The organism is Stenotrophomonas sp. KH_036_B, assembly GCF_057839485.1.
The window spans coordinates 773,351-792,053 of the sequence record NZ_CM174491.1 but is presented as its reverse complement, the minus strand read 5'-3'; the positions used below and the strand labels follow the sequence as shown (position 1 = coordinate 792,053).

18 protein-coding genes and 1 other RNA gene are annotated in these 18,703 nt (G+C 69.2%); 6 read left to right on the top strand and 13 right to left on the bottom strand.

Annotated features, from left to right (window positions below):
• Nucleotides 1-18: 18 nt before the first annotated feature.
• From murG to mraZ, 9 genes are read right to left on the bottom strand one after another with little or no spacing between them, the layout of a single operon-like run.
• Nucleotides 19-1,110, bottom strand: a complete 1,092-nt coding sequence (gene murG, locus AC3ITN_RS03495; protein ID WP_313347836.1) for an undecaprenyldiphospho-muramoylpentapeptide beta-N-acetylglucosaminyltransferase — start codon at nt 1,108-1,110, stop codon at nt 19-21.
• Entirely contained in the window at nt 1,107-2,423 is a 1,317-nt protein-coding gene (gene ftsW / locus AC3ITN_RS03490) for a putative lipid II flippase FtsW (RefSeq protein WP_313347835.1), read from the bottom strand. The genes murG and ftsW overlap by 4 nt, the downstream gene beginning before the upstream one ends.
• Nucleotides 2,423-3,508, bottom strand: a complete 1,086-nt coding sequence (gene mraY / locus AC3ITN_RS03485) for a phospho-N-acetylmuramoyl-pentapeptide-transferase (RefSeq protein WP_128097511.1) — start codon at nt 3,506-3,508, stop codon at nt 2,423-2,425. Before mraY ends, ftsW begins: the two co-directional genes overlap by 1 nt.
• Nucleotides 3,498-4,892, bottom strand: coding sequence for a UDP-N-acetylmuramoyl-tripeptide--D-alanyl-D-alanine ligase (locus tag AC3ITN_RS03480; RefSeq protein ID WP_489392088.1), 1,395 nt, complete (start codon nt 4,890-4,892; stop codon nt 3,498-3,500). The genes mraY and AC3ITN_RS03480 overlap by 11 nt, the downstream gene beginning before the upstream one ends.
• On the bottom strand, nt 4,889-6,370 hold the full coding sequence (locus AC3ITN_RS03475; RefSeq protein ID WP_489392087.1) for a UDP-N-acetylmuramoyl-L-alanyl-D-glutamate--2,6-diaminopimelate ligase: 1,482 nt from the start codon (nt 6,368-6,370) through the stop codon (nt 4,889-4,891). The genes AC3ITN_RS03480 and AC3ITN_RS03475 overlap by 4 nt, the downstream gene beginning before the upstream one ends.
• Complete coding sequence (locus tag AC3ITN_RS03470; RefSeq protein ID WP_489392086.1) at nt 6,367-8,214, bottom strand: peptidoglycan D,D-transpeptidase FtsI family protein; 1,848 nt, start codon at nt 8,212-8,214, stop codon at nt 6,367-6,369. The genes AC3ITN_RS03475 and AC3ITN_RS03470 overlap by 4 nt, the downstream gene beginning before the upstream one ends.
• Nucleotides 8,211-8,474, bottom strand: a complete 264-nt coding sequence (ftsL, locus tag AC3ITN_RS03465; protein ID WP_068849221.1) for a cell division protein FtsL — start codon at nt 8,472-8,474, stop codon at nt 8,211-8,213. Before ftsL ends, AC3ITN_RS03470 begins: the two co-directional genes overlap by 4 nt.
• On the bottom strand, nt 8,471-9,439 hold the full coding sequence (rsmH, locus tag AC3ITN_RS03460) for a 16S rRNA (cytosine(1402)-N(4))-methyltransferase RsmH (RefSeq protein ID WP_313347847.1): 969 nt from the start codon (nt 9,437-9,439) through the stop codon (nt 8,471-8,473). Before rsmH ends, ftsL begins: the two co-directional genes overlap by 4 nt.
• A 14-nt stretch (nt 9,440-9,453) precedes the next feature.
• Nucleotides 9,454-9,900, bottom strand: a complete 447-nt coding sequence (gene mraZ / locus AC3ITN_RS03455) for a division/cell wall cluster transcriptional repressor MraZ (RefSeq protein WP_019182494.1) — start codon at nt 9,898-9,900, stop codon at nt 9,454-9,456.
• A gap of 325 nt (nt 9,901-10,225) precedes the next feature.
• On the opposite strand from mraZ, the gene AC3ITN_RS03450 reads away from it, so the two are divergent.
• Both AC3ITN_RS03450 and rnpB read left to right on the top strand, forming a co-directional pair.
• Nucleotides 10,226-11,035, top strand: a complete 810-nt coding sequence (locus tag AC3ITN_RS03450; protein WP_489392085.1) for an NRDE family protein — start codon at nt 10,226-10,228, stop codon at nt 11,033-11,035.
• Between the two features lie 29 nt (nt 11,036-11,064).
• An RNA gene (gene rnpB, locus AC3ITN_RS03445) (RNase P RNA component class A) lies at nt 11,065-11,415 on the top strand.
• Nucleotides 11,416-11,733: 318 nt separating this feature from the next.
• Here the strand turns inward: rnpB and rsmI are convergent.
• Nucleotides 11,734-12,555 carry a 16S rRNA (cytidine(1402)-2'-O)-methyltransferase gene (gene rsmI, locus AC3ITN_RS03440; protein WP_313347830.1) on the bottom strand — a complete coding sequence of 274 codons (822 nt, stop codon included), beginning with the start codon at nt 12,553-12,555 and terminating at the stop codon, nt 11,734-11,736.
• 78 nt (nt 12,556-12,633) lie between these two features.
• Between rsmI and AC3ITN_RS03435 the strand changes: the two genes are divergently transcribed.
• From AC3ITN_RS03435 to AC3ITN_RS03420, 4 genes are read left to right on the top strand one after another with little or no spacing between them, the layout of a single operon-like run.
• Nucleotides 12,634-14,355: a penicillin-binding protein activator gene (locus tag AC3ITN_RS03435; protein WP_489392084.1), complete on the top strand. Its 1,722-nt coding sequence runs from the start codon at nt 12,634-12,636 to the stop codon at nt 14,353-14,355.
• 5 nt (nt 14,356-14,360) lie between these two features.
• Nucleotides 14,361-14,729 carry a YraN family protein gene (locus AC3ITN_RS03430; protein ID WP_313347828.1) on the top strand — a complete coding sequence of 123 codons (369 nt, stop codon included), beginning with the start codon at nt 14,361-14,363 and terminating at the stop codon, nt 14,727-14,729.
• Entirely contained in the window at nt 14,729-15,271 is a 543-nt protein-coding gene (locus AC3ITN_RS03425) for a metal-dependent hydrolase (RefSeq protein ID WP_489392083.1), read from the top strand. Before AC3ITN_RS03430 ends, AC3ITN_RS03425 begins: the two co-directional genes overlap by 1 nt.
• Nucleotides 15,268-16,656: an FAD-binding oxidoreductase gene (locus tag AC3ITN_RS03420; RefSeq protein ID WP_489392082.1), complete on the top strand. Its 1,389-nt coding sequence runs from the start codon at nt 15,268-15,270 to the stop codon at nt 16,654-16,656. Before AC3ITN_RS03425 ends, AC3ITN_RS03420 begins: the two co-directional genes overlap by 4 nt.
• Nucleotides 16,657-16,662: 6 nt before the next feature.
• Here AC3ITN_RS03420 and thiL read toward each other — a convergent pair whose 3' ends face one another.
• The 3 genes from thiL to ribH are packed head-to-tail and all read right to left on the bottom strand — an operon-like array spanning nt 16,663 to nt 18,582.
• The gene (thiL, locus tag AC3ITN_RS03415) at nt 16,663-17,634 is read right to left on the bottom strand and encodes a thiamine-phosphate kinase (protein WP_489392081.1); all 972 of its coding nucleotides are present in this window, start codon (nt 17,632-17,634) and stop codon (nt 16,663-16,665) included.
• Between the two features lie 4 nt (nt 17,635-17,638).
• A complete protein-coding gene (gene nusB, locus AC3ITN_RS03410; RefSeq protein WP_313347824.1) occupies nt 17,639-18,118 on the bottom strand; it encodes a transcription antitermination factor NusB in 480 nt (159 codons plus the stop codon).
• Nucleotides 18,115-18,582, bottom strand: a complete 468-nt coding sequence (gene ribH / locus AC3ITN_RS03405) for a 6,7-dimethyl-8-ribityllumazine synthase (RefSeq protein WP_313347823.1) — start codon at nt 18,580-18,582, stop codon at nt 18,115-18,117. Before ribH ends, nusB begins: the two co-directional genes overlap by 4 nt.
• Nucleotides 18,583-18,703: the final 121 nt, after the last annotated feature.

The window sequence follows — 18,703 nt, the reverse complement described above, 5'->3', positions numbered from 1 at the left end:
GGCCTCGCGTAACGGTGTTCATTTGGATTCCTCGAGAATGATGTCGGCGATGCGCTCGGCGGCATCGACCTTGGCCAGGGCACGCGCGGCGGTTGCCATCTGCATGCGCCGGGCGGAATGTTCGGACAGATCGCGCAGCACGCCCTGCAACTGCGTGGCCAGCGTTTCATCCTGCTTCAGCAGCACGGCCGCGCCGCGCTCGACCAGATACTCCGCGTTGCGGGTCTGGTGATCGTCGACGGCCGCTGCGAACGGCACCAGCACGCTGCCCACGCCGACCGCACACAGCTCGGCCAGGGTAGACGCGCCGGATCGGCACACCACCAGATCGGCCCAGGCGAAGGCCTCGGCCATGTCGGCGATGAACGGCTCGACCTGCGCGGTGACGCCTGCGTCCTGGTAGGCCTTCAGCGCTTCGGCGTGCAGCTTTTCACCGCTCTGGTGGCGCACCTCGATGGCCACGCCAGCACCCAGTGCAGCCAGTGCCTGCGGCACGGCCGTGTTCAATGCACGCGCGCCCTGGCTGCCGCCCAGCACCAGCAGGCGCAGCGGACCCTGGCGGTCGGCCAGGCGCTGTTCGGGCGCGGCGACGGCGGCGATCTCGGCACGCACCGGATTGCCGACGGCCTCTTCGCGCTGCACGAAGCTGCCCGGGAAGCCGGTCAACACGCGGCGCGCGAAACGCGACAGCACGCGGTTGGTCAGGCCCGGCGCCCGGTTCTGTTCGTGCACCAGCAGCGGCAGGCCATGCAGGCGCGCGGCAAGGCCGCCGGGACCGGAGGCGAAACCACCGAAGGCGATGACCGCACGCGGGTTTCGGTCGCGGATCAGGAAACCGGCCGCACGCACCGCGCGCAGCAGTCGGCCCGGCGCGGTCAGCAGCGCCAGTTTGCCCTTGCCGCGCAGGCCACTGATGGCCAGCGTGTCGATGTGGATGTCGTGCTGGGGCACCAGCCGGGTTTCCATGCCGCCCTCGCTGCCCAGCCAGGTCACCGGGATGCCGCGCGCACGCAGCACCCGGGCCACGGCAAGGCCGGGGAAGATGTGACCACCGGTACCGCCGGCCATGATCATCACCGGACGGTCAGACGTGTTCAGCGCGCCGCTCATCCCATCCTCCCCAGCGTCGGTTCGATCCGCTGCTGCATGCGGCTGGTGCCACGCGGGGCACTGTCGCGCTGCGCGGATGGACGCGGCGCGGTGTCCGACATGGCGGCGGCGCTGGTCGCGTGGGTGGCATCCGACGCCGGCTCGTCAGGCTCGGCCGCGCCCATGCGCACCGCCTGGCGGCGCTCGGCGCGATCCAGCTCATACGACACGCGCAGCAGCAGGCCCATGGCCACGCAGGTCATCAGGACGCTCGAGCCGCCGGCCGAAATCAGCGGCAGGGTCAGGCCCTTGGTCGGCAGGATGCCCAGGTTCACGCCAATGGAGACGAAGCTCTGCATGCTCACCCACAGGCCGATGCCGAAGGCGATGTAGCCGGAGAAGTGGCGCTTCATTTCCACGCAGCGCATGCCGATCCAGAACGCGCGCCCGGCCAGCAGCGCATACAGCCCCACGATCAGGCAGGTACCGAGGAAGCCGAGCTCCTCGGCGGTGACCGAAAAGATGAAGTCGGTGTGCGCCTCGGGCAGGTAATAGAGCTTCTGCACCGAGTTGCCGAGGCCGACACCGGTCCATTCGCCGCGACCCACCGCCATCAGCGCGTTCGACAGCTGGTAGCCGTCGCCCTGCTGGTCGGCCCACGGGTCCCAGAACGAGGTGATGCGGCGCATGCGGTACGGCTCGATGATCGCCAGGGCGCTCATGGCCACCAGGCCGAACACGATCGGCATGGACATGCGCGGCAGGTTCACTCCGCCCAGCACCAGCATGCCCGCGGTGATGGCCAGCAGCAGGGTCGAGGAACCGAAGTCGGGCTGCAGCAACAGCAGCACCACCAGCGCACCGGCCACGCCCAGCGGCTTGAGCATCGCCGGCCAGGTGGCATTGACCTCGTCGCGGAAGCGCACCAGATAGCTCGACAGCCACACGATGTAGAGCACCTTGACCGCTTCAACCGTCTGGAACTTGGAGAAGCCCAGGTTGATCCAGCGCCGGGCGCCATTGACGCTGCTGCCCAGGCCGGGAATGAACACCACCACCAGCAGCGCGAAGCAGCCCAGCAGCAGGACCTGGTTGTACTGCTCGATGCTTTTGAGCTCGGTGCGCATGGCGACGGCGGCCAGGGCGATACCGACCGCCAGGAAGATCAGGTGGCGGTTGAGGTAGTAGAACGGGCTGCTCATCAACGCGATCGAGCTCGACGCGACCATCACCACACCCAGCCCGGTGAGCGCGATGATCGCGCCCAGCAGCCACGTATCGAAGCGGCCTCCGATGGCTTCAAGGCGGGTTGCCTGGCGCGACAGGTCATTCATCAGCGGACCTTCAACGTGGCCAGGCCGATCAGCACCAGCACCACCGAGATGATCCAGAAGCGCACGATCACGCGCGGTTCGGGCCAGCCCTTCAGTTCGAAGTGGTGATGGATCGGCGCCATCTTGAACACGCGCTTGCCGGTCAGCTTGAACGAGGCGACCTGGATCATCACCGACAGCGTCTCAATCACGAACACGCCGCCCATGATCACCAGCACCAGTTCCTGGCGGGTGATCACCGCGATGGTGCCCAGCACCGCACCCAGCGCCAGCGCGCCGATATCGCCCATGAAGACCATGGCCGGATAGGTGTTGAACCACAGGAAGCCGAGCCCCGCACCGGCAATGGCCGCGCAGATGATCACCAGTTCGCCCGCGCCGGGAATCTGCGGAATCTGCAGGTAGTTGGAGAACACCACGTTGCCCGACGCATAGGCGAACACGCCCAGCGCACAGGCGACCAGCACGGTAGGCATGATCGCCAGCCCGTCCAGGCCGTCGGTCAGGTTGACCGCGTTGGAGAAGCCGACGATCCAGAAATAGGCGATGGCCACGAAGCTGATGCCGGCCAGCGGCAGCGCCACCGACTTGAACATCGGGATATAGAAGGTCAGCGCCGCCGGCACATCGGCCGTGTAGAACAGGAACAGACCCGCGGCCAGGCCGAAGATCGACTGCAGCAGGTACTTCCAGCGCGACTTCAGGCCGTTCGGGTCGCGGCGCACGATCTTGATCCAGTCGTCGTACCAGCCGATGGCGCCGAAGCACAGCATCACCGCCAGCACCACCCACACGTAGCGGTTGCGCAGGTCGGCCCACAGCAGCACCGACAGGGTGATGGTGAGCAGGATCAGCGAGCCGCCCATGGTCGGCGTGCCGGCCTTGGAGAAGTGGGTCTGCGGACCGTCCTTGCGGATCGGCTGGCCACCCTTGAACTGGGCCAGCTTGCGGATCATCGCCGGGCCCAGCCACAGCGACAGGAACAGCGCGGTAAGCGCGGCCAGGATGCCGCGCAGAGTCAGATAGCCGAACAGCCCGAACAGGCTCTCCAACTGCTGCAACCATCGGGCCAGTTCAAGCAACATTGGGGGTTTCCTCTCCTCGCGCCAGCAGCGCTTTTACGATCTTGTCCATGGCGCTGCCGCGCGAGCCCTTGACCAGGCAGCGCACGCCAGCATGCAGTTCCTCGGCGAGCGCGGCGGCCAGTGCGTCGTGGCTGTGGAAGTGGCGGCCACCCTCGCCGAAGGCCTGCGATGCCGCCGCGCTGAGCGTGCCCAGCGTGTACAGCCGCTTCAGGCCGGCCTCGCGTGCCCGGCGCCCGGCATGGGCGTGCAGCGCCTCGCCGTCCGGACCGAGTTCGCGCATGTCGCCCAGCACCAGCCAGCCTTCATCCTTCGATGCGGCCAGCGCATCGATGGCGGCGGCAAGCGAACCGGGGTTGGCGTTGTAGCTGTCATCGATGAGCACGGCGCCGTTGGGCAGCCGGTGCGCGATCTGGCGGCCGGGCACGGGTTCGGCACGTGCCAGGCCGGCGGCGATGGCATCCAGGCCGATACCGGCCGCCAGCGCCAGCGAGGCGGCGGCCAGTGCGTTGCTGATGTTGTGCCGGCCCGGCAGTGCCAGCTGGATGGCCACCGTGCCGCCGGGCGTCACCAGCGTGAACCGGCTGCCGTCGGCCGTTGGCTGGATCGCCTGGGCGGTCACGTCGGCGCTGTGGTCCAGGCCATAACGGAGCAGCCGGCTGCGCGGCGGCTGGCCGACGATGTGCTGTTCGAACCAGATGCCGAAGGCATCATCGGCATTGATCACCGCCACGCCGTCGGCCGGCAGCGCGGCGTAGATGGCACCCTTGGTGCTGGCCACGCCCTGCAGGCTGCCCATGCGCTCCAGGTGCGCCGGGGCGATGTTGTTGACCAGCGCGTACTGCGGGCGCGCGATGTCGGTCAGGTAGGCGATGTCGCCCGGCTTGCCCGCGCCCATCTCGTAGATCGCGAAGTCGGCGTCTTCCGGCGCATCGATCACCGCCAGCGGCAGCCCGATCTCGTTGTTGCGGTTGCCCGGGTTGGCGTACACGACCGTCTGCTGCTCGCGCGCCACCTGCTCCAGGATCGCCAGCAGCAGGCTCTTGACGCTGGTCTTGCCGTTGCTGCCGGTGATGGCGAACACCTGGGCGGCGCGGTCGCGCTGCATGCCGGCGGCAATGCGGCCCAACGCGTGCTCGCTGTCGGCCACCACGATCTGCGGCACCGCCACGTCGAGCAGGCGTTCGACCAGCATCGCGCTGGCTCCACGGGCCACCGCATCGGCGGCGAAGTCATGGCCGTCGAACCGCTCGCCGCGCAGCGCCACGTACAGGCTGCCAGCCGCGAGGGTGCGGGTATCGTTGCTGATGGCATCGATGGCGGTGTCTTCGCCATGGATCTCGCCACCGGCCCAATGTGCGATCAGCGACAGCGGGGTGCGCTTCACGGTGCCACCTCCGCGTGCCGGGCCAACACGCGTGCGGCCACCTCGGTATCGTTGAAGGCGTGCTGCACGCCGTTGATCTCCTGATAGGGCTCATGGCCCTTGCCGGCAATCAGCACGATGTCGCCCGCGCCGGCCTGGCCGATCGCGGTGGCAATCGCCGCGGCCCGGTCGCGCTGCACGGTGACGCTGGCCGGGTGGTTCACGCCGGCCAGGATGTCGGCAACGATCGCGTCGCCGTCTTCGCCACGCGGGTTGTCGTCGGTGACGATCACCACGTTGGCCAGGCGTTCGGCAATGGCCGCCATCTGCGGGCGCTTGCCGGTATCGCGTTCGCCGCCGCAGCCGAACACGCAGACCAGGCGCCCGGCGAGATGGCCCTGCAGGCTGGTCAGCGCCTGCTCCAGCGCATCGGGCGTGTGTGCGTAATCAATGACCACGGTCGGCTGGCCCGCGTCGCCGCCGAGACGATTCATGCGCCCGGCGATCGGCTGCAGCTGCGACAGCAGCGCGGCGATCGCGGCAGGCGCGTGGTCGAGGGCGAGCAGCGTGCCGGCCACGCCCAGCAGGTTGTCCACATTGAAGCGGCCCAGCAGCGGCGACTGCACCGGGTGGCGCACGCCGTCGACCACCAGGTCGAAGGCGATGCCGCGCCCGTCCAGGCGCAGCGAGTCGGCCTGCAGCGTCGCCTTCTGCGCACCGCGCGAGCTGACGCCGATCTGGCGGACGCCGGGTGCCACGGTGCGCAGCAGCTCGCTGCCGAAACTGTCGTCCAGGTTCACCACCGCCGCCTTGAGACCGTCGCGGTGGAACAGCTTGGCCTTGGCCGCGCCGTACTGCGCCATGTCGCCGTGGTAGTCGAGATGGTCGCGCGTGAGGTTGGTGAACACCGCCACGTCGTAGTGCACGGCGTCCACGCGGCCCTGGTCGAGCGCGTGCGAGCTGACTTCCATCGCCACCGCCTGCGCGCCCTGGTCGCGCAGCTGCGCCAGCACCTCGTGCATCTGCAGCACCAGCGGCGTGGTGAAGCCGGTCGGCACCACGTGTCCGTACAGGCCGACGCCGAGCGTGCCGATGCTGCCACTGCGCGTGCCCAGCAGGTGCCAGGCCTGGGCCAGCAGCTGCACGGTGGAGGTCTTGCCGTTGGTGCCGGTCACGCCGACCATCGTCATCGCGCGCGAGGGATGGCCATGGAACTGATCGGCCATCGCGCCCATGCGCGTGCGCAGCCCGGGCACCGCGATGGCGTCGGCCGGGGCCGGCAGCTCGGTCGGGGCCGGCGGGTCGAACAGGATGGCACCCGCGCCGGCGGCACGGGCCTGGTCAACGAAGCCCAGGCCATGCGCGCCGAAGCCGGCGATCGCCACGAAGGCGTTGCCGGGGCGCACGGCACGGCTGTCCAGCACCAGGCCGGTGATGGACGGGTCGTGGCCCAGGGCCACATCGGGAAGCAACTGCGAAAGCAACATCGTCTGGCTCATTGCGTGCCTCCCTGCGCGGGCGGCACCGTGGCGTGCGCGCTGGGCAGCGCGGCATCGAATTCGGCGGCGGCGTCCGGGGCGACGACCGCGTCGGCCGGCGGCGGGGTCGGCAGCGACGCGGCGGCATGCCCCATTTTTCCGGACTGCTGGGCGGCCAGCCAGGAATCGATGTCGTCCGGCGGCACATCCATCAGGCGCAGCGCGCCTTCCATGACGTTGTGGAACACCGGCGCAGAGACCAGGCCACCGTAGTACTTGCCTGCCTGCGGGTCGTTGATGACGATCACCGTGGCAAAGCGCGGATTGCTGGCCGGCACCACGCCGGCGAACAGCGCGTTGTAGTGGCCGCGCTCGTAGCCACCCGGGCCGGCCTTGCGTGCCGTGCCGGTCTTGCCGGCCACGTGGTAGCCCAGCACCGCCGCCTGTTTGGCGCCGCCCTGGGTGACCACCGTTTCCATCATGGCCACCACTTCCCGGGCGACCTTCTCGTCGATGATCTGGCGGCCCTCGTTGCGCTGGCCCTTGACGAAGGTCGGGGCGATCAGCTTGCCGCCGTTGCCGAGCGCCGCGTACGCGGTGGCGATCTGCAGCGGGCTGACATTCAAGCCGTAGCCGTAGGACATGGTGGACTTGGACGGACCACTCCAGCGCGCCGGGCGCGGAAATACGCCCGCCGATTCCCCGGGGAATCCGCTGTGCGGGGCCACGCCGTAACCGAAGCTGTGGACGTGGTCGTAGAACACCTGGTCCGGCATCTTCGCGGCGATCTTGGCCGCGCCGATATTCGAACTGCGGGTGATCACGCCGGTGACGTTGAGCACGCCGTTGTTCCGTGGCACGTCCTTGATCGTGTAGCGGCCCAGCGCCATGTAACCCGGGTTGGTATCGACGATGGTGTCCTTGGTCACCGCGCCGGACTGCAGGGCCGAGGCGATGGTCAGCGGCTTCATGGTCGAGCCCGGCTCGACCAGATCGGTCACCGCGCGGTTGCGTCGGGTGTCCGGCGCAGCACCGCCCACCGCGTTGGGGTTGTAGGTCGGCAGGTTGACCATGGCGAGGATCTCGCCGGTGGCCACGTCCATGATCACCATCGAACCGCCCGCAGCCTTGTTCTCGATCAGCGCGTTGCGCAGCTCCTTGAACGCCAGGAACTGGATGCGGCGGTCGATGCTGAGGGTCAGGTCCTTGCCCGGCTCGGCGGCGCGCAGCAGGTCGCTCTCGACCGTGTCGCCCTTGCGGTTGCGGATCACGCGCTTGGCGCCGGCCTTGCCGCGCAGCCATTCGTCGAAGGCCAGTTCCAGCCCTTCCTGGCCGCGGTCGTCGATGTTGGTGAAGCCGAGCACGTGCGCCATCGCCTCACCCTGCGGGTAGAAGCGGCGGAACTCGCGCTGCGAGGCCACGCCCGGAATCTTCAGCGCCACCACCCGCTCCGCCTCGTCCGGATTGATCCGGCGGCGCAGGTACATGAATTCCTTGTCGGCCTTCTGGCTCAGCTTGGAGGTCAGCTCGTCCACCGGCATGCCCAGCGCGGCGGCCAGCTCCGGGATGCGGTCTTCCGAACGCATCAGTTCCTGCGGGTTGACCCAGATCGAGGCGACGGGGGTGGACACCGCGACCGGCTCGCCGTTGCGGTCGGTGATCATGCCGCGCGAGGTGTTGATCGGCAGTTCGCGCAGGTAGCGCGCCTCGCCCTGGCGCTGGTAGAAATCGCTGTTGACCAGCTGCACGTAAGCGGCACGGCCGACCAGCGACACCGAGCACAGCCCAAGCGCCAGGCCCACCCACTTCAGGCGCTGGCGAAGGTTGAAGCTGTTGCGGGTGCGGTTGCGACCGGACTTGTTCATGGCCGTACCACCACCACGTCCGCCGCTTCGGGGAATTTCATGCCCAGCCGCTCGCGCGCCACGCGGTCCACGCGGGTGGCTTCGGCCAGGGTCGCCTGCTCCAGCTGCAGGCGGCCGAATTCGATGTTCAGTTCATCGCGGGCGCGCTCGACGCGCGACAGTTCGACGAAGGTCTGGCGGTGCCGGTGGCGCATGAACACCACACCGATCGCCGAGGCGATGGTGCAGGCCAGCAGCACGACCAGCAGCAGGCGGCTCATCCGGCCACCGCACGCTTTTCGGCCACGCGCAGCACGGCGCTGCGCGAGCGGGGATTGACGGCCAGCTCGTCGTCGTCGGCCTTGATGGCGCCGCCCACCAGGTCCAGCGTCGGCACGAACGCGGCCAGTTCGGGCAGCCGGCGGTTGGTCGGCGGGGCCTTGGCGTGGCGGTTCATGAACTGCTTGACGATGCGGTCTTCCAGCGAGTGGAAGCTGATCACCGCCAGCCGGCCACCGGGCTTGAGCCGCGCCATGGCCGCGTCCAGACCGGCTTCAAGGTCGGCCAGCTCACGGTTGATATGGATGCGGATGGCCTGGAAGCTGCGGGTGGCCGGGTGGATCTTGTCCTTGCCCCGCGGCATCACCGAGGCGATCAGCTCGGCCAGTTCGGCGGTGCGGGTGAACGGCAGCTTGTCGCGGCGCGCGATGATCGCCCGGGCGATGCGACGCCCCTGGCGCTCCTCGCCGTAGGTCCACAGCACATCCATGAGCTCGCGCTCTTCAACCCGATTGAGCCACTGCGCCGCGCTTTCGCCGCTGTCCGGGTCCATGCGCATGTCCAGCGGGCCGTCCTTGCCGAAGCTGAAACCGCGCTCGGCCACGTCCAGCTGGGGCGAGGACACGCCCAGGTCGAACAGCACCCCGTCCAGCCCCCCGGCGGTTTCGCTCCAGTGCAGCAGGTCGGCAAAGCTGCCGCGGAAGATGGAGACGCGCGGATCCGGCGCGAAATCGCGCTCTGCCACCGCAATGGCCTCCGGATCCTTGTCCATGACCAGCAGCCGGCCTCCAGGACCGAGTTGCTCGAGCACGCCACGGGCGTGACCGCCACGACCAAACGTGCCATCGAGATACGTTCCGTTTTCGATCACCTTCAGGCCGTCCAGGACCTGCGTGTACAGAACCGGCAGGTGGCCCGCCGGCGACTGCGACACCGGAAGGTGACCGGCCTGCGCGCCACCGCGCATCCGGGCACCCCGGCTCACAACTTCAGGTCGAGCAACCCATCGCCGAGATCCTCGTCAGACAACGTCTGCTGGATCAACGCGCGATGAGCCTGCTCGCTCCACAATTCGAATTTGTCGCCCATGCCGAGCAACACCGCCTTCTTTTCAATGCCAACGGCACCACGGTGGCTGGCCGGAATACTGATGCGGCCGTTGCCATCCAGCTCCAGATGCGCGGCCGAACCGACCAGCTTCTGTTGCAGCAGGCGCACGACGCGCTGTGTGTTGGGTTTGGACATGACGTCGTCGCGGACCCGTTCCCACTCCTGCTCGGCGTACAGCCAGAGGCAGCCGGACTCGAAGGGGTTGTAGGTCAGGACCAGACGGTTGTTGCTCACACGCGCGACGAGGTCGCGATGCGCGGTGGGAACCGCCATGCGTCCTTTATCGTCAACCGTGATGGCCGTCTCGCCTTGAAACACGACGCGTGCACCTTATCCTTCGCCCGGTGAAACATTGAACCACGAAAAACCACAAAAAACCCGGTTTCCCCTCTGTTGCCCACCTTAGCAGTGCCGATTGGGTTGTCAACAACTTTGCAAGCCGGAAATCACCTTGGACATCAAGGGCTTGCAGCAATGTTTAGAGACTTGTTCAAGGCTTATCCACAAGTTGCTGTTTCGTCTCATTTTTTGAGATTGGGGCGAAGTTCAGGCCTGTGCACACCGCGTGAAACATGGCGGCGCATTCATCGGCCGTGCCGTCGCAACCGGCCCGTTCGTGCGCAGAACCGGCACAATGCGACTCATGTGTCTGCTCGCTCTGGCCTGGAAGGCCCATCCCCGCTGGCAGTTGCTGATGGTCGGCAACCGCGATGAGTTCCACGCCCGCCCGACCGCGCCGCTGGCCGCCTGGGCGGCGCCGGACCACGGCCTGCTGGCCGGGCGCGACCTGCGCTCGGGCGGCACCTGGGCCGGCGTGGGGGCGAACGGCCGGATGGCGGTGGTCACCAACGTCCGCGACCCGACGGCGCGACAGAGCGGCCCGTCGCGGGGGGCGCTGGTGGCCGACTACCTCCGATCGGCGACGCCCGCCGAGGCCTTCGTGGATGTGCTGGCCGAGGACGCGCACGCCTTCGCGCCGTTCAACCTGCTGTTGGCCGATCGCGACAGCTGCCAGTTCCTCGGCAACCACCCGCTGCTGCGCCAGCGCCTCACGCCGGGCATCCACGGAATGTCGAACGGTCCCCTGGATGCGCCGTGGCCCAAGACGCTGGCGTTGAATGCCGCCCTGCAGGCCTGGGTGGATGCGGGGCGCGAAGATCTGGCACCGCTGTGGGCCGCGCTGGCCGACGAGCGCCGCGCCGATGATGCCACCCTGCCCGACACCGGAATCGGCCTGGAGCGCGAGCGCTGGCTGTCGGCGGCCTTCATCCGCAGCCCGGACTATGGAACGCGCGCGAGCACGATCATCGCGCTGGACGCCGACGGCCAAGGCTTCATCCATGAGCGTCGCTTTGGCCCGGAAGGCGGCTGCATCGGGGATACCCGGCTGGCGGTGGGTGCGCCCACCCTGCCGACACCGGCAGCAGCCGGATCCCCGCTACCGCCCCGGTGACGCGGCGGATGTGCGAAAATGCGCGTGGCGGAGTCGGCCAGACAGTCGCGTCATCCCTTGCGGATGCCGAGGAAAGTCCGGGCTCCATAGGGCAAGGTGCCAGGTAATGCCTGGGCGGCGCGAGCCGACGGAAAGTGCAACAGAAAGATACCGCCTACGTTCCCTTCGGGGAGCCGGTAAGGGTGAAATGGTGCGGTAAGAGCGCACCGCGAGTCTGGCAACAGACCGGCACGGCAAACCCCACCTGGAGCAAGACCAAATAGGGTCCTAATGACGTGGCCCGCGTCGGGACCGGGTAGGTTGCTTGAGCGCTGTGGTGACGCAGCGCCTAGAGGAATGACTGTCCACGACAAAACCCGGCTTATCGGCCGGCTCCGCCCTTCCTTTTGCATGCTGCAAAAGGAGCCCCAAGGTTTGCTGCGCAAACCTTGGGCCCCGGGCGTTACCAGCACCCAATTCCCCGCGCCTGTCGGCGCGCCCCCTTTACTAAAGGGGGCTGTTCCTCCAGGCACGCAACGTCAATCGTATAGGGCCACGCCCTGCGTGGCTGGCGGATGCATTCGGACACCCACGGTAGAGCCACGCCCTGCGTGGCTGGCGGATGCATTCGGACACCCGCGGTAGAGCCACGCCCTGCGTGGCTGGCGGATGCATTCGGATACCCACGGTAGAGCCACGCCCTGCGTGGCTGCGCGCGCTCAACCGCCGTACAGCGATTTTCTCGGGGCGCCGGTCAGCTCGGCCGCCAGCTTGGCGGCGGTGGACGGCGGGAGGTGTTCGCTGAGCTTGGCGTACATCCGGCGGCCGGCGGCCAGCTGCGCCTGCTCGTCGTCGGCGGCGCCCTGCACCATCACCACGAACTCGCCCTTGCGCTGGTTGTCGTCCGCTTCTACCTGCCGCAGCAGGCTGGCCAGGTCGCCATCAAGCACGGTCTCGAACAGCTTGGTCAGTTCGCGCGCCAGCACCGCCGGCCGCTCCGGGCCGAATGCGGCGACCATGTCGGCCAGGGACTCCGCAATGCGATGTGAGGATTCGTAGAACACCAGCGTGCGGGTTTCCCCCGCCAGGCCCTGCAGCCGCTCGCGCCGGCCCGAGCCCTTCGCCGGCAGGAAGCCTTCAAAGGTGAAGCGGTCGCTGGGCAGGCCGGCCACGCTCAACGCGGCGATCGCCGCGCATGCGCCCGGCACCGGGCTGACCCGGATCCCGGCTTCGCGCGCGGCCCGTACCAGCCGGTAGCCCGGGTCGCTGACCAGCGGCGTGCCGGCGTCGCTCACCAGCGCCAGCGATTCACCGGCCTTCAGCCGCGCCACGATGCGTTCGGCCAGCGCCTCTTCGTTGTGGTCGTGCAGCGCCACCAGTGGCTGCTGGATGCCGAAGTGCTGCAGCAGCTGGCCGCTGCGGCGGGTGTCCTCGGCGCAGATCGCGGCCACCGAGCGCAGCACGTCCTGCGCCCGCGGCGTCAGATCGGCCAGGTTGCCGATCGGGGTGGCAACGACATACAGCGTGGGGACAGCACTCATCGCAACGGCACTCGTGGGTCAAGGGTAGAATCGTACCGTGTACCAGAGGCTACCGGCCCCCATCGAATGGACCTGATCATGAACAAGCCCGCCGCACGGATCTCCGCCCTGTCGTTGTCGCTGCTGCTGCTCGCCGGCTGCGCCACGACCAGCCTGACCAGCGCACCGGATTCCCCGGCGCAGAGCCAGGCGCTGGCGCTGATCGACCAGGGCAAACCGCGCGACGCTGCCGTGCAGCTCGAAGCGCTGGCCAACACCCTGCGCGGCAATGCGCGCGGCGCCGCGCTGGCCGATGCGGCCTTCGCCTGGCACGAAGCAGGCGACAACGCCCGCGCGCGCAGCCTGCTCGCCCAGGTCACGCCGCGCCAGCTCACCGGCGCCAGCCTGCAGCGCTACCACCTGACCAGCGCCGAGCTGGCCCTGGCCGACAAGCAGCCGGCGCAGGCCCTGGCGTTCCTGAAGGAATCCTCCGACACCGTGGCCGCCCCGCTGCGTACGCGCTGGCAGCTGGCCCGCGCCAACGCATTGCAGGCCAGCGGTGACGCCATCGGCGCAGCCACCGAGCGTGCCCGCGCGCATGCGTCGCTGACCGGGCCGGCGCGCGCCGAGAACCAGCAGGCCATCGCCGGCCTGCTCGGCACGCTCGATGACGCGACGCTGCGCACGCGCGCCGCCGCGCTGCCGGCCAACGAGCCGCTGTACAACTTCGCAGGCCGCGCCCTCATCGCGCGCGGCCTGCCACTGCCGCGCCCGTTCGACCGCGACGGCGTGGCCCAGTTCGATACGAGCAAGCGCCCGCCGGCCATGAGCGATGGCTACCGCCCACCGGTGAAGATGGCCGTGCTGCTGCCGCTCAGCGGCCGCCTTGCCACCGCCGCGCAGCCGGTGCGCGACGGCCTGCTCAGCGGCTACTACGGCGAGAACCGTCGTCGTCCCGACATCCAGTTCATCGATACCGCCGGCACCGCCGCCGGTGCGGTGGCCGCCTATGACAAGGCCGTTGGCGCCGGTGCGGACTTCATCGTCGGGCCGCTGGGCCGCGACGAGGTGGATGCGGTGTTCGGCCGCACCGAGCTGCCGGTGCCGGTGCTTGCACTGAACCGCGGCAAGAGCAGCCCGCCCGCAGGCAGCGCCGGTTTCTCGCTGGCGCCGGAAGACGACGGCATCATCGCCGCCGAATTCCTGCGCAGCCGCGAGCGCGTCAAGGTGCTGGTGATCCACAGCAATGACGAGAACGGCCGTCGTACCGCAGCCGCCTTCCGCGAGCGCTTCACCCAGCGCGGCGGCCAGGTGCTGGCCACCGTCGGTGTAGGCGAGACGGTGGGCGACATCGGCGCGCAGGTCCGCGCGGCCGGTGCGGTGGACGGCGTGCTGCTGGCGGTGAAGGCGCCGCAGGCACGTGCGCTGGCCCCACAGCTGGCGCTGGCGGGTGCCGGTGGTGCAACGCGCGTGGGCACCTCGCAGCTCACGCTGGGCACCGGCAAGGCCGAAGAAGACGTGGCGCTGGACGGCATCGTGTACCCGAATGAAGCCTGGAACGTGCGGGGCGTGGCGGGCCTGCCGTCGGCCGCGACCGCCGGCCAGCTCCTGCCCACCGCGCGCGGCGCGGCCGGTCGCCTGTTCGCGTTCGGGTTCGACGCCTGGAAGATCAGCGCCTACCTGGACAAGGTCGCCACCGAAGGCGGCCTGGCCGGTGCCACCGGCACCCTGTTCCTGGACAGCAACGGCAACGTGCTGCGGGTACCGGCCTGGTCGACCTTCAGTGGCGGCCGTCCGATGCCGATCGCCAGCAGCAACTGAGTGCCGTGCCCACCGAACGGGCACAGCGCGGCGCGGCGGTGGAAACCGCCGCACTGGCGCACCTGCGCACGGCCGGGCTGAGTCCGCTCGCACGCAACGTGCGTTACAAGGGCGGTGAACTTGACCTGGTGATGCGCGACGGCGACACCGTCGTATTCGTCGAAGTTCGCTACCGCGCCGATGCCCGCTTCGGCGGTGGTGCGGCCTCGGTCGACCTGCGCAAGCGGCGCAAGCTGGTGCTGGCCGCGCGGCTCTTCCTGCAGGCGCATCCCGCCTTGGCGCAGCAGCCGTGTCGCTTCGATGTGGTCGAAGGGAGTGGCGAGCCGCTGCACTTGAACTGGCTGCGTGACGCGTTTCGTCTGGAGGAGTGTTGATGCCCAGTATTTTCACCCATGCCGCCATTCCGCTGGCGCTGTGGTGCGCGTCCGACCGCGGGCGCATTTCCGGCCCACTGCTGGGTGCCGGCGTGGTCGCGGCGATGCTGCCCGATGCCGATGTGCTGGCGTTCGCACTGCACATTCCCTACGCCGACAGCTTCGGCCATCGCGGCGCCAGCCATTCCATCCTGTTCGCAGCCGTGCTCGCCCTGCTGGCTGCACTGCTGCATACGCGCCTGCGTGCCAGCGCGGTACAGGCCGCCGCGTTCGTCGGGCTCTCCGCGCTGTCGCACCCGCTGCTGGATGCAATGACCTCCGGCGGCCTCGGCGTCGCGCTGTGGTGGCCGTGGAGCGGCGAGCGCCTGTTCGCGCCGTGGCGCCCCATTCGCGTCTCACCCTTCGCCGGCCAGTTCTTCAGCGCGCGCGGGCTGGCCACCGTCGTCTCTGAACTGCGCTGGGTGTGGCTGCCGCTGGCTGCCGCCGTGATCGGCTGGCGCCTGATCCAACGTGCGCCCGCGCACCCCAGGAACCCTGCATGACCCCTGCTGCCCTTCCCGCCGCCTTCGCCGCCACCCTGCACGCACTGCTGGGTGACGACGGCTGGCGTACCGACGACGCCGCGCTGGCCGCGCACGCGCAGGACAACTCCTGGCGGCATGCGCTGCCGGACGGCGTGGCACTGCCGCGCGACCGCGACCAGGTGGTGCAGATCGTGCGCGCCTGTCGCGCCCACGGCGTACCGGTGGTGGCGCGCGGTGCCGGCACCGGCACGACCGGCGCTGCCGTACCCGTGAACGGCAGCATCGTGCTGTCATTCGCCCGCATGAACCGCATTGTCGAGATCCAGGCCGGCAACCGCTGCGCGGTGGTCGAGCCGGGCGTGCTCAATGGCGACCTGCAGCAGGCACTGATGCCGCACGGGCTGTTCTGGGCACCGGACCCGTCCAGCGCGGACATCTGCAGCATCGGCGGCAACCTGGCCTGCAATGCAGGCGGCCCGCGCGCGGTGAAGTACGGCACCAGCCGCGACAACGTGCTCGGCCTGGTGGCGGTCACCGGCGCCGGCGAGCTGATCCAGTGCGGCGGCGCGTACACCAAGGACGCCACCGGCTACGACCTGACCCATCTGCTGGTGGGCAGCGAAGGCACCCTTGCGCTGATCGTGGAAGCCACGCTCAAGCTCACGCCCCTGCCGGTGGCCCAAGCCGGGTTGCGCGTGCTGTACCGCGACGCGAACGCCGCCGCCGCCGCGGTGTCGCGCCTGATGGCGCAGCCGGTGGTGCCCACGCGCCTGGAATTCATGGACGCGCGGAGCCTGGAGCTGCTGCGCCGCAATGGCGCCGACGTGCCCGAGGCCGGCGCGATGCTGCTGGTCGAGGCCGACGGCGACCACGACACCCTGCCCTACCTGCTGCAGGCACTGGCCAACGCCGCCGAAGGCGATGGCCTGCTCGCGCTGGACGTGGCCATGGAGGGCAGCGCCCGCGAGAAACTGTGGGCCGCGCGCAAAGCACTGTCGCCGGCGCTGCGCAGCATCGCGCCGGGCAAGATCAATGAAGACGTGGTGGTGCCGGTGTCGCGCATCCCCGACCTGGTGGCCGGCGTGCAGGCGTTGGCGCAGGAGCACGCGCTGACCATCGTCACCTTCGGTCATGCCGGCAACGGCAACCTGCACGTCAACATCCTGTACCACCCCGACGATGCGGATGAGAATGCGCGCGCACATACCGCGCTGCCGAAGATCTTCGCGTTGACCCTCGCACTGGGCGGCACACTGTCGGGCGAACACGGCATTGGGCTGGCCAAGCGCGACTTCATGGCCCAGGCGTTCACGCCGGCCACGTTGGCGGCGATGCGTGCCATCAAGCACGCGCTGGATCCGGACGGCATCCTCAACCCGGGCAAGGTGTTGCCACCGGTGTGACCCGTCTTACAGCTCGGTGAAGTGCTCGTAGCCGCGTGGGCCGTCGTCGTCGCTGCCATGGGCGATGCCGGTGCCCGTCGTGATCGTGCCGATGCGGGTGAGCGGCAGCGACAGCCGCGCCGACACCGCGTCGATGCCCGGACGCTGCGCCGGTGCCGCGGTAAAGCAGAGTTCGTAGTCGTCCCCACCACGCAGCGCCGCGTCACGGGCCTGGGCGGCGCCGACGCGTGCACGTGCGGCGGCGGACACCGGCAGGCGCTCGGGATCGATGCGGGCCCCCACGCCACTGCGGTCGCAGATGTGGCCGAGGTCGGCGAGCAGGCCATCGGAAACGTCGACCGCAGCATGCGCCACGCCCAGCAGCGCGCGCCCCAGGGCGACCCGCGGCGTGGGACGCACCAGGCGCAGGCGGAGGTAGTCGACCTGTGCGTCGTCGGCAGCCGCACGCACGTCCAAGGTGCCGCCCTGCCAGGCGCGCAGCGCGATGGCGGCGTCGCCGAGCGTGCCGCTCACCCAGATGTCGTCGCCAACGCGCGCCGCATCCCGGCGAAGCGCGGTGCCGGGCACCAGCTGCCCCATGGCGGTCACCGACAGCGACAGGGGGCCGCGCGTGGTATCGCCACCGATCAGCACGATGCCGTGTTCATCAGCGAGTGCGAAGAAACCGTCGGCGAACGCATCGATCCAGTCGGCGTCCGCATCGGGCAGTGAAAGCGCCAGCGTGCACCAGTCCGGCCGCGCGCCCATGGAGCCCAGGTCGGAAAGATTGACCGCCAGCGTCTTCCAGCCGATGTCGTACGCCGCGGTCTCGGCCGGGAAGTGCACGCCGCTGTTGAGCGTATCGGCGGTCACCACCAGCTGCTCGCCGGCCCGCGGCTGCAGCAGCGCCGCATCGTCGCCGATTCCCAGCACCACGTCGGCACGCGCGCGGGTGCGCGTGCGGATGCGGTCGATCAGGGAAAATTCGGCGAGGGACACGGGGTCAGCCCCCGTTTTCGACCTTGCGCCATTCGACGGCCGCACGGTCCAGCACGCCATTCACATAGGTGTGGCCGTGCTCGGAACCGAAGCGCTTGGCCGATTCGATGGCCTCGTTGATCACCACCCGGTACGGCACGTCCAGGCGGAAGCGCATTTCGAAGGCGGCCACGCGCAGCGCAGCGCGTTCGATCGCGTCCACTTCTTCAATGCCGCGGTCCAGGTACGGGTCCAGCGCTTCGTCCAGGTCCTTGCGGTTGTCGAGCACGCCGTGCACCAGCGCCTCGAAATACGCCAGGTCGGCGATCTCGCGGGCCTGTTCGTGCGCGAACTGGGCGACGACGGTCTGTGCGTTGCCGCCGGAGATCTGCCAGGCATAGATCGCCTGCAGGGCACGACGGCGCGCGCGCGAACGCAGCACCGGATCGACGCCATCGCGGCGGACGGGTTTACCGGAGGGCTTGCCCGGGTTCGACTTGTTCATGGCAGCTGCTCCAGAAGATTGACCATTTCCAACGCCGTCAGTGCGGCTTCCTCACCCTTGTTGCCATGGCTGCCACCGGCGCGCGCCTCGGCATCCTCGGCGCGCTCGACCGCCAGCACGCCATTGAGCACCGGCACGCCGAAGTCCAGCTGCACGCGCATCAGGCCTTCGGCACAGCCGTCGGCCACGTGCTCGTAATGGCGGGTGTCGCCACGGATCACACAGCCCAGGGCGATGATCGCCGCATGTTCATGGGCCGCCGCCAGGCGCGCGGCAACCAGCGGCAGTTCCCACGCGCCGGGCACGCGGATCACGTCGATGGCGGATTCGTCGATGCCGTTGCCGGCCAGGCTCTGGCGCGCGCCGGCCACCAGCACGTCGGTGATACGGGCGTTCCAGCGGCTGGCGAGAATGGCGAAACGGGCCTGTTCCGGTGTCCGGAGATCGCCTTCGTAGTGGCTCATGGTCGGCAGGTTATTCAATAAAGAGGGACATTCTACCGTACCGCCAAGACCTGCTTGGCGGCATGGGACGACGCGAGGCCGGTAGAGCCAGGCCCTGCCTGGCTGCGCGGGCGATCCGGGA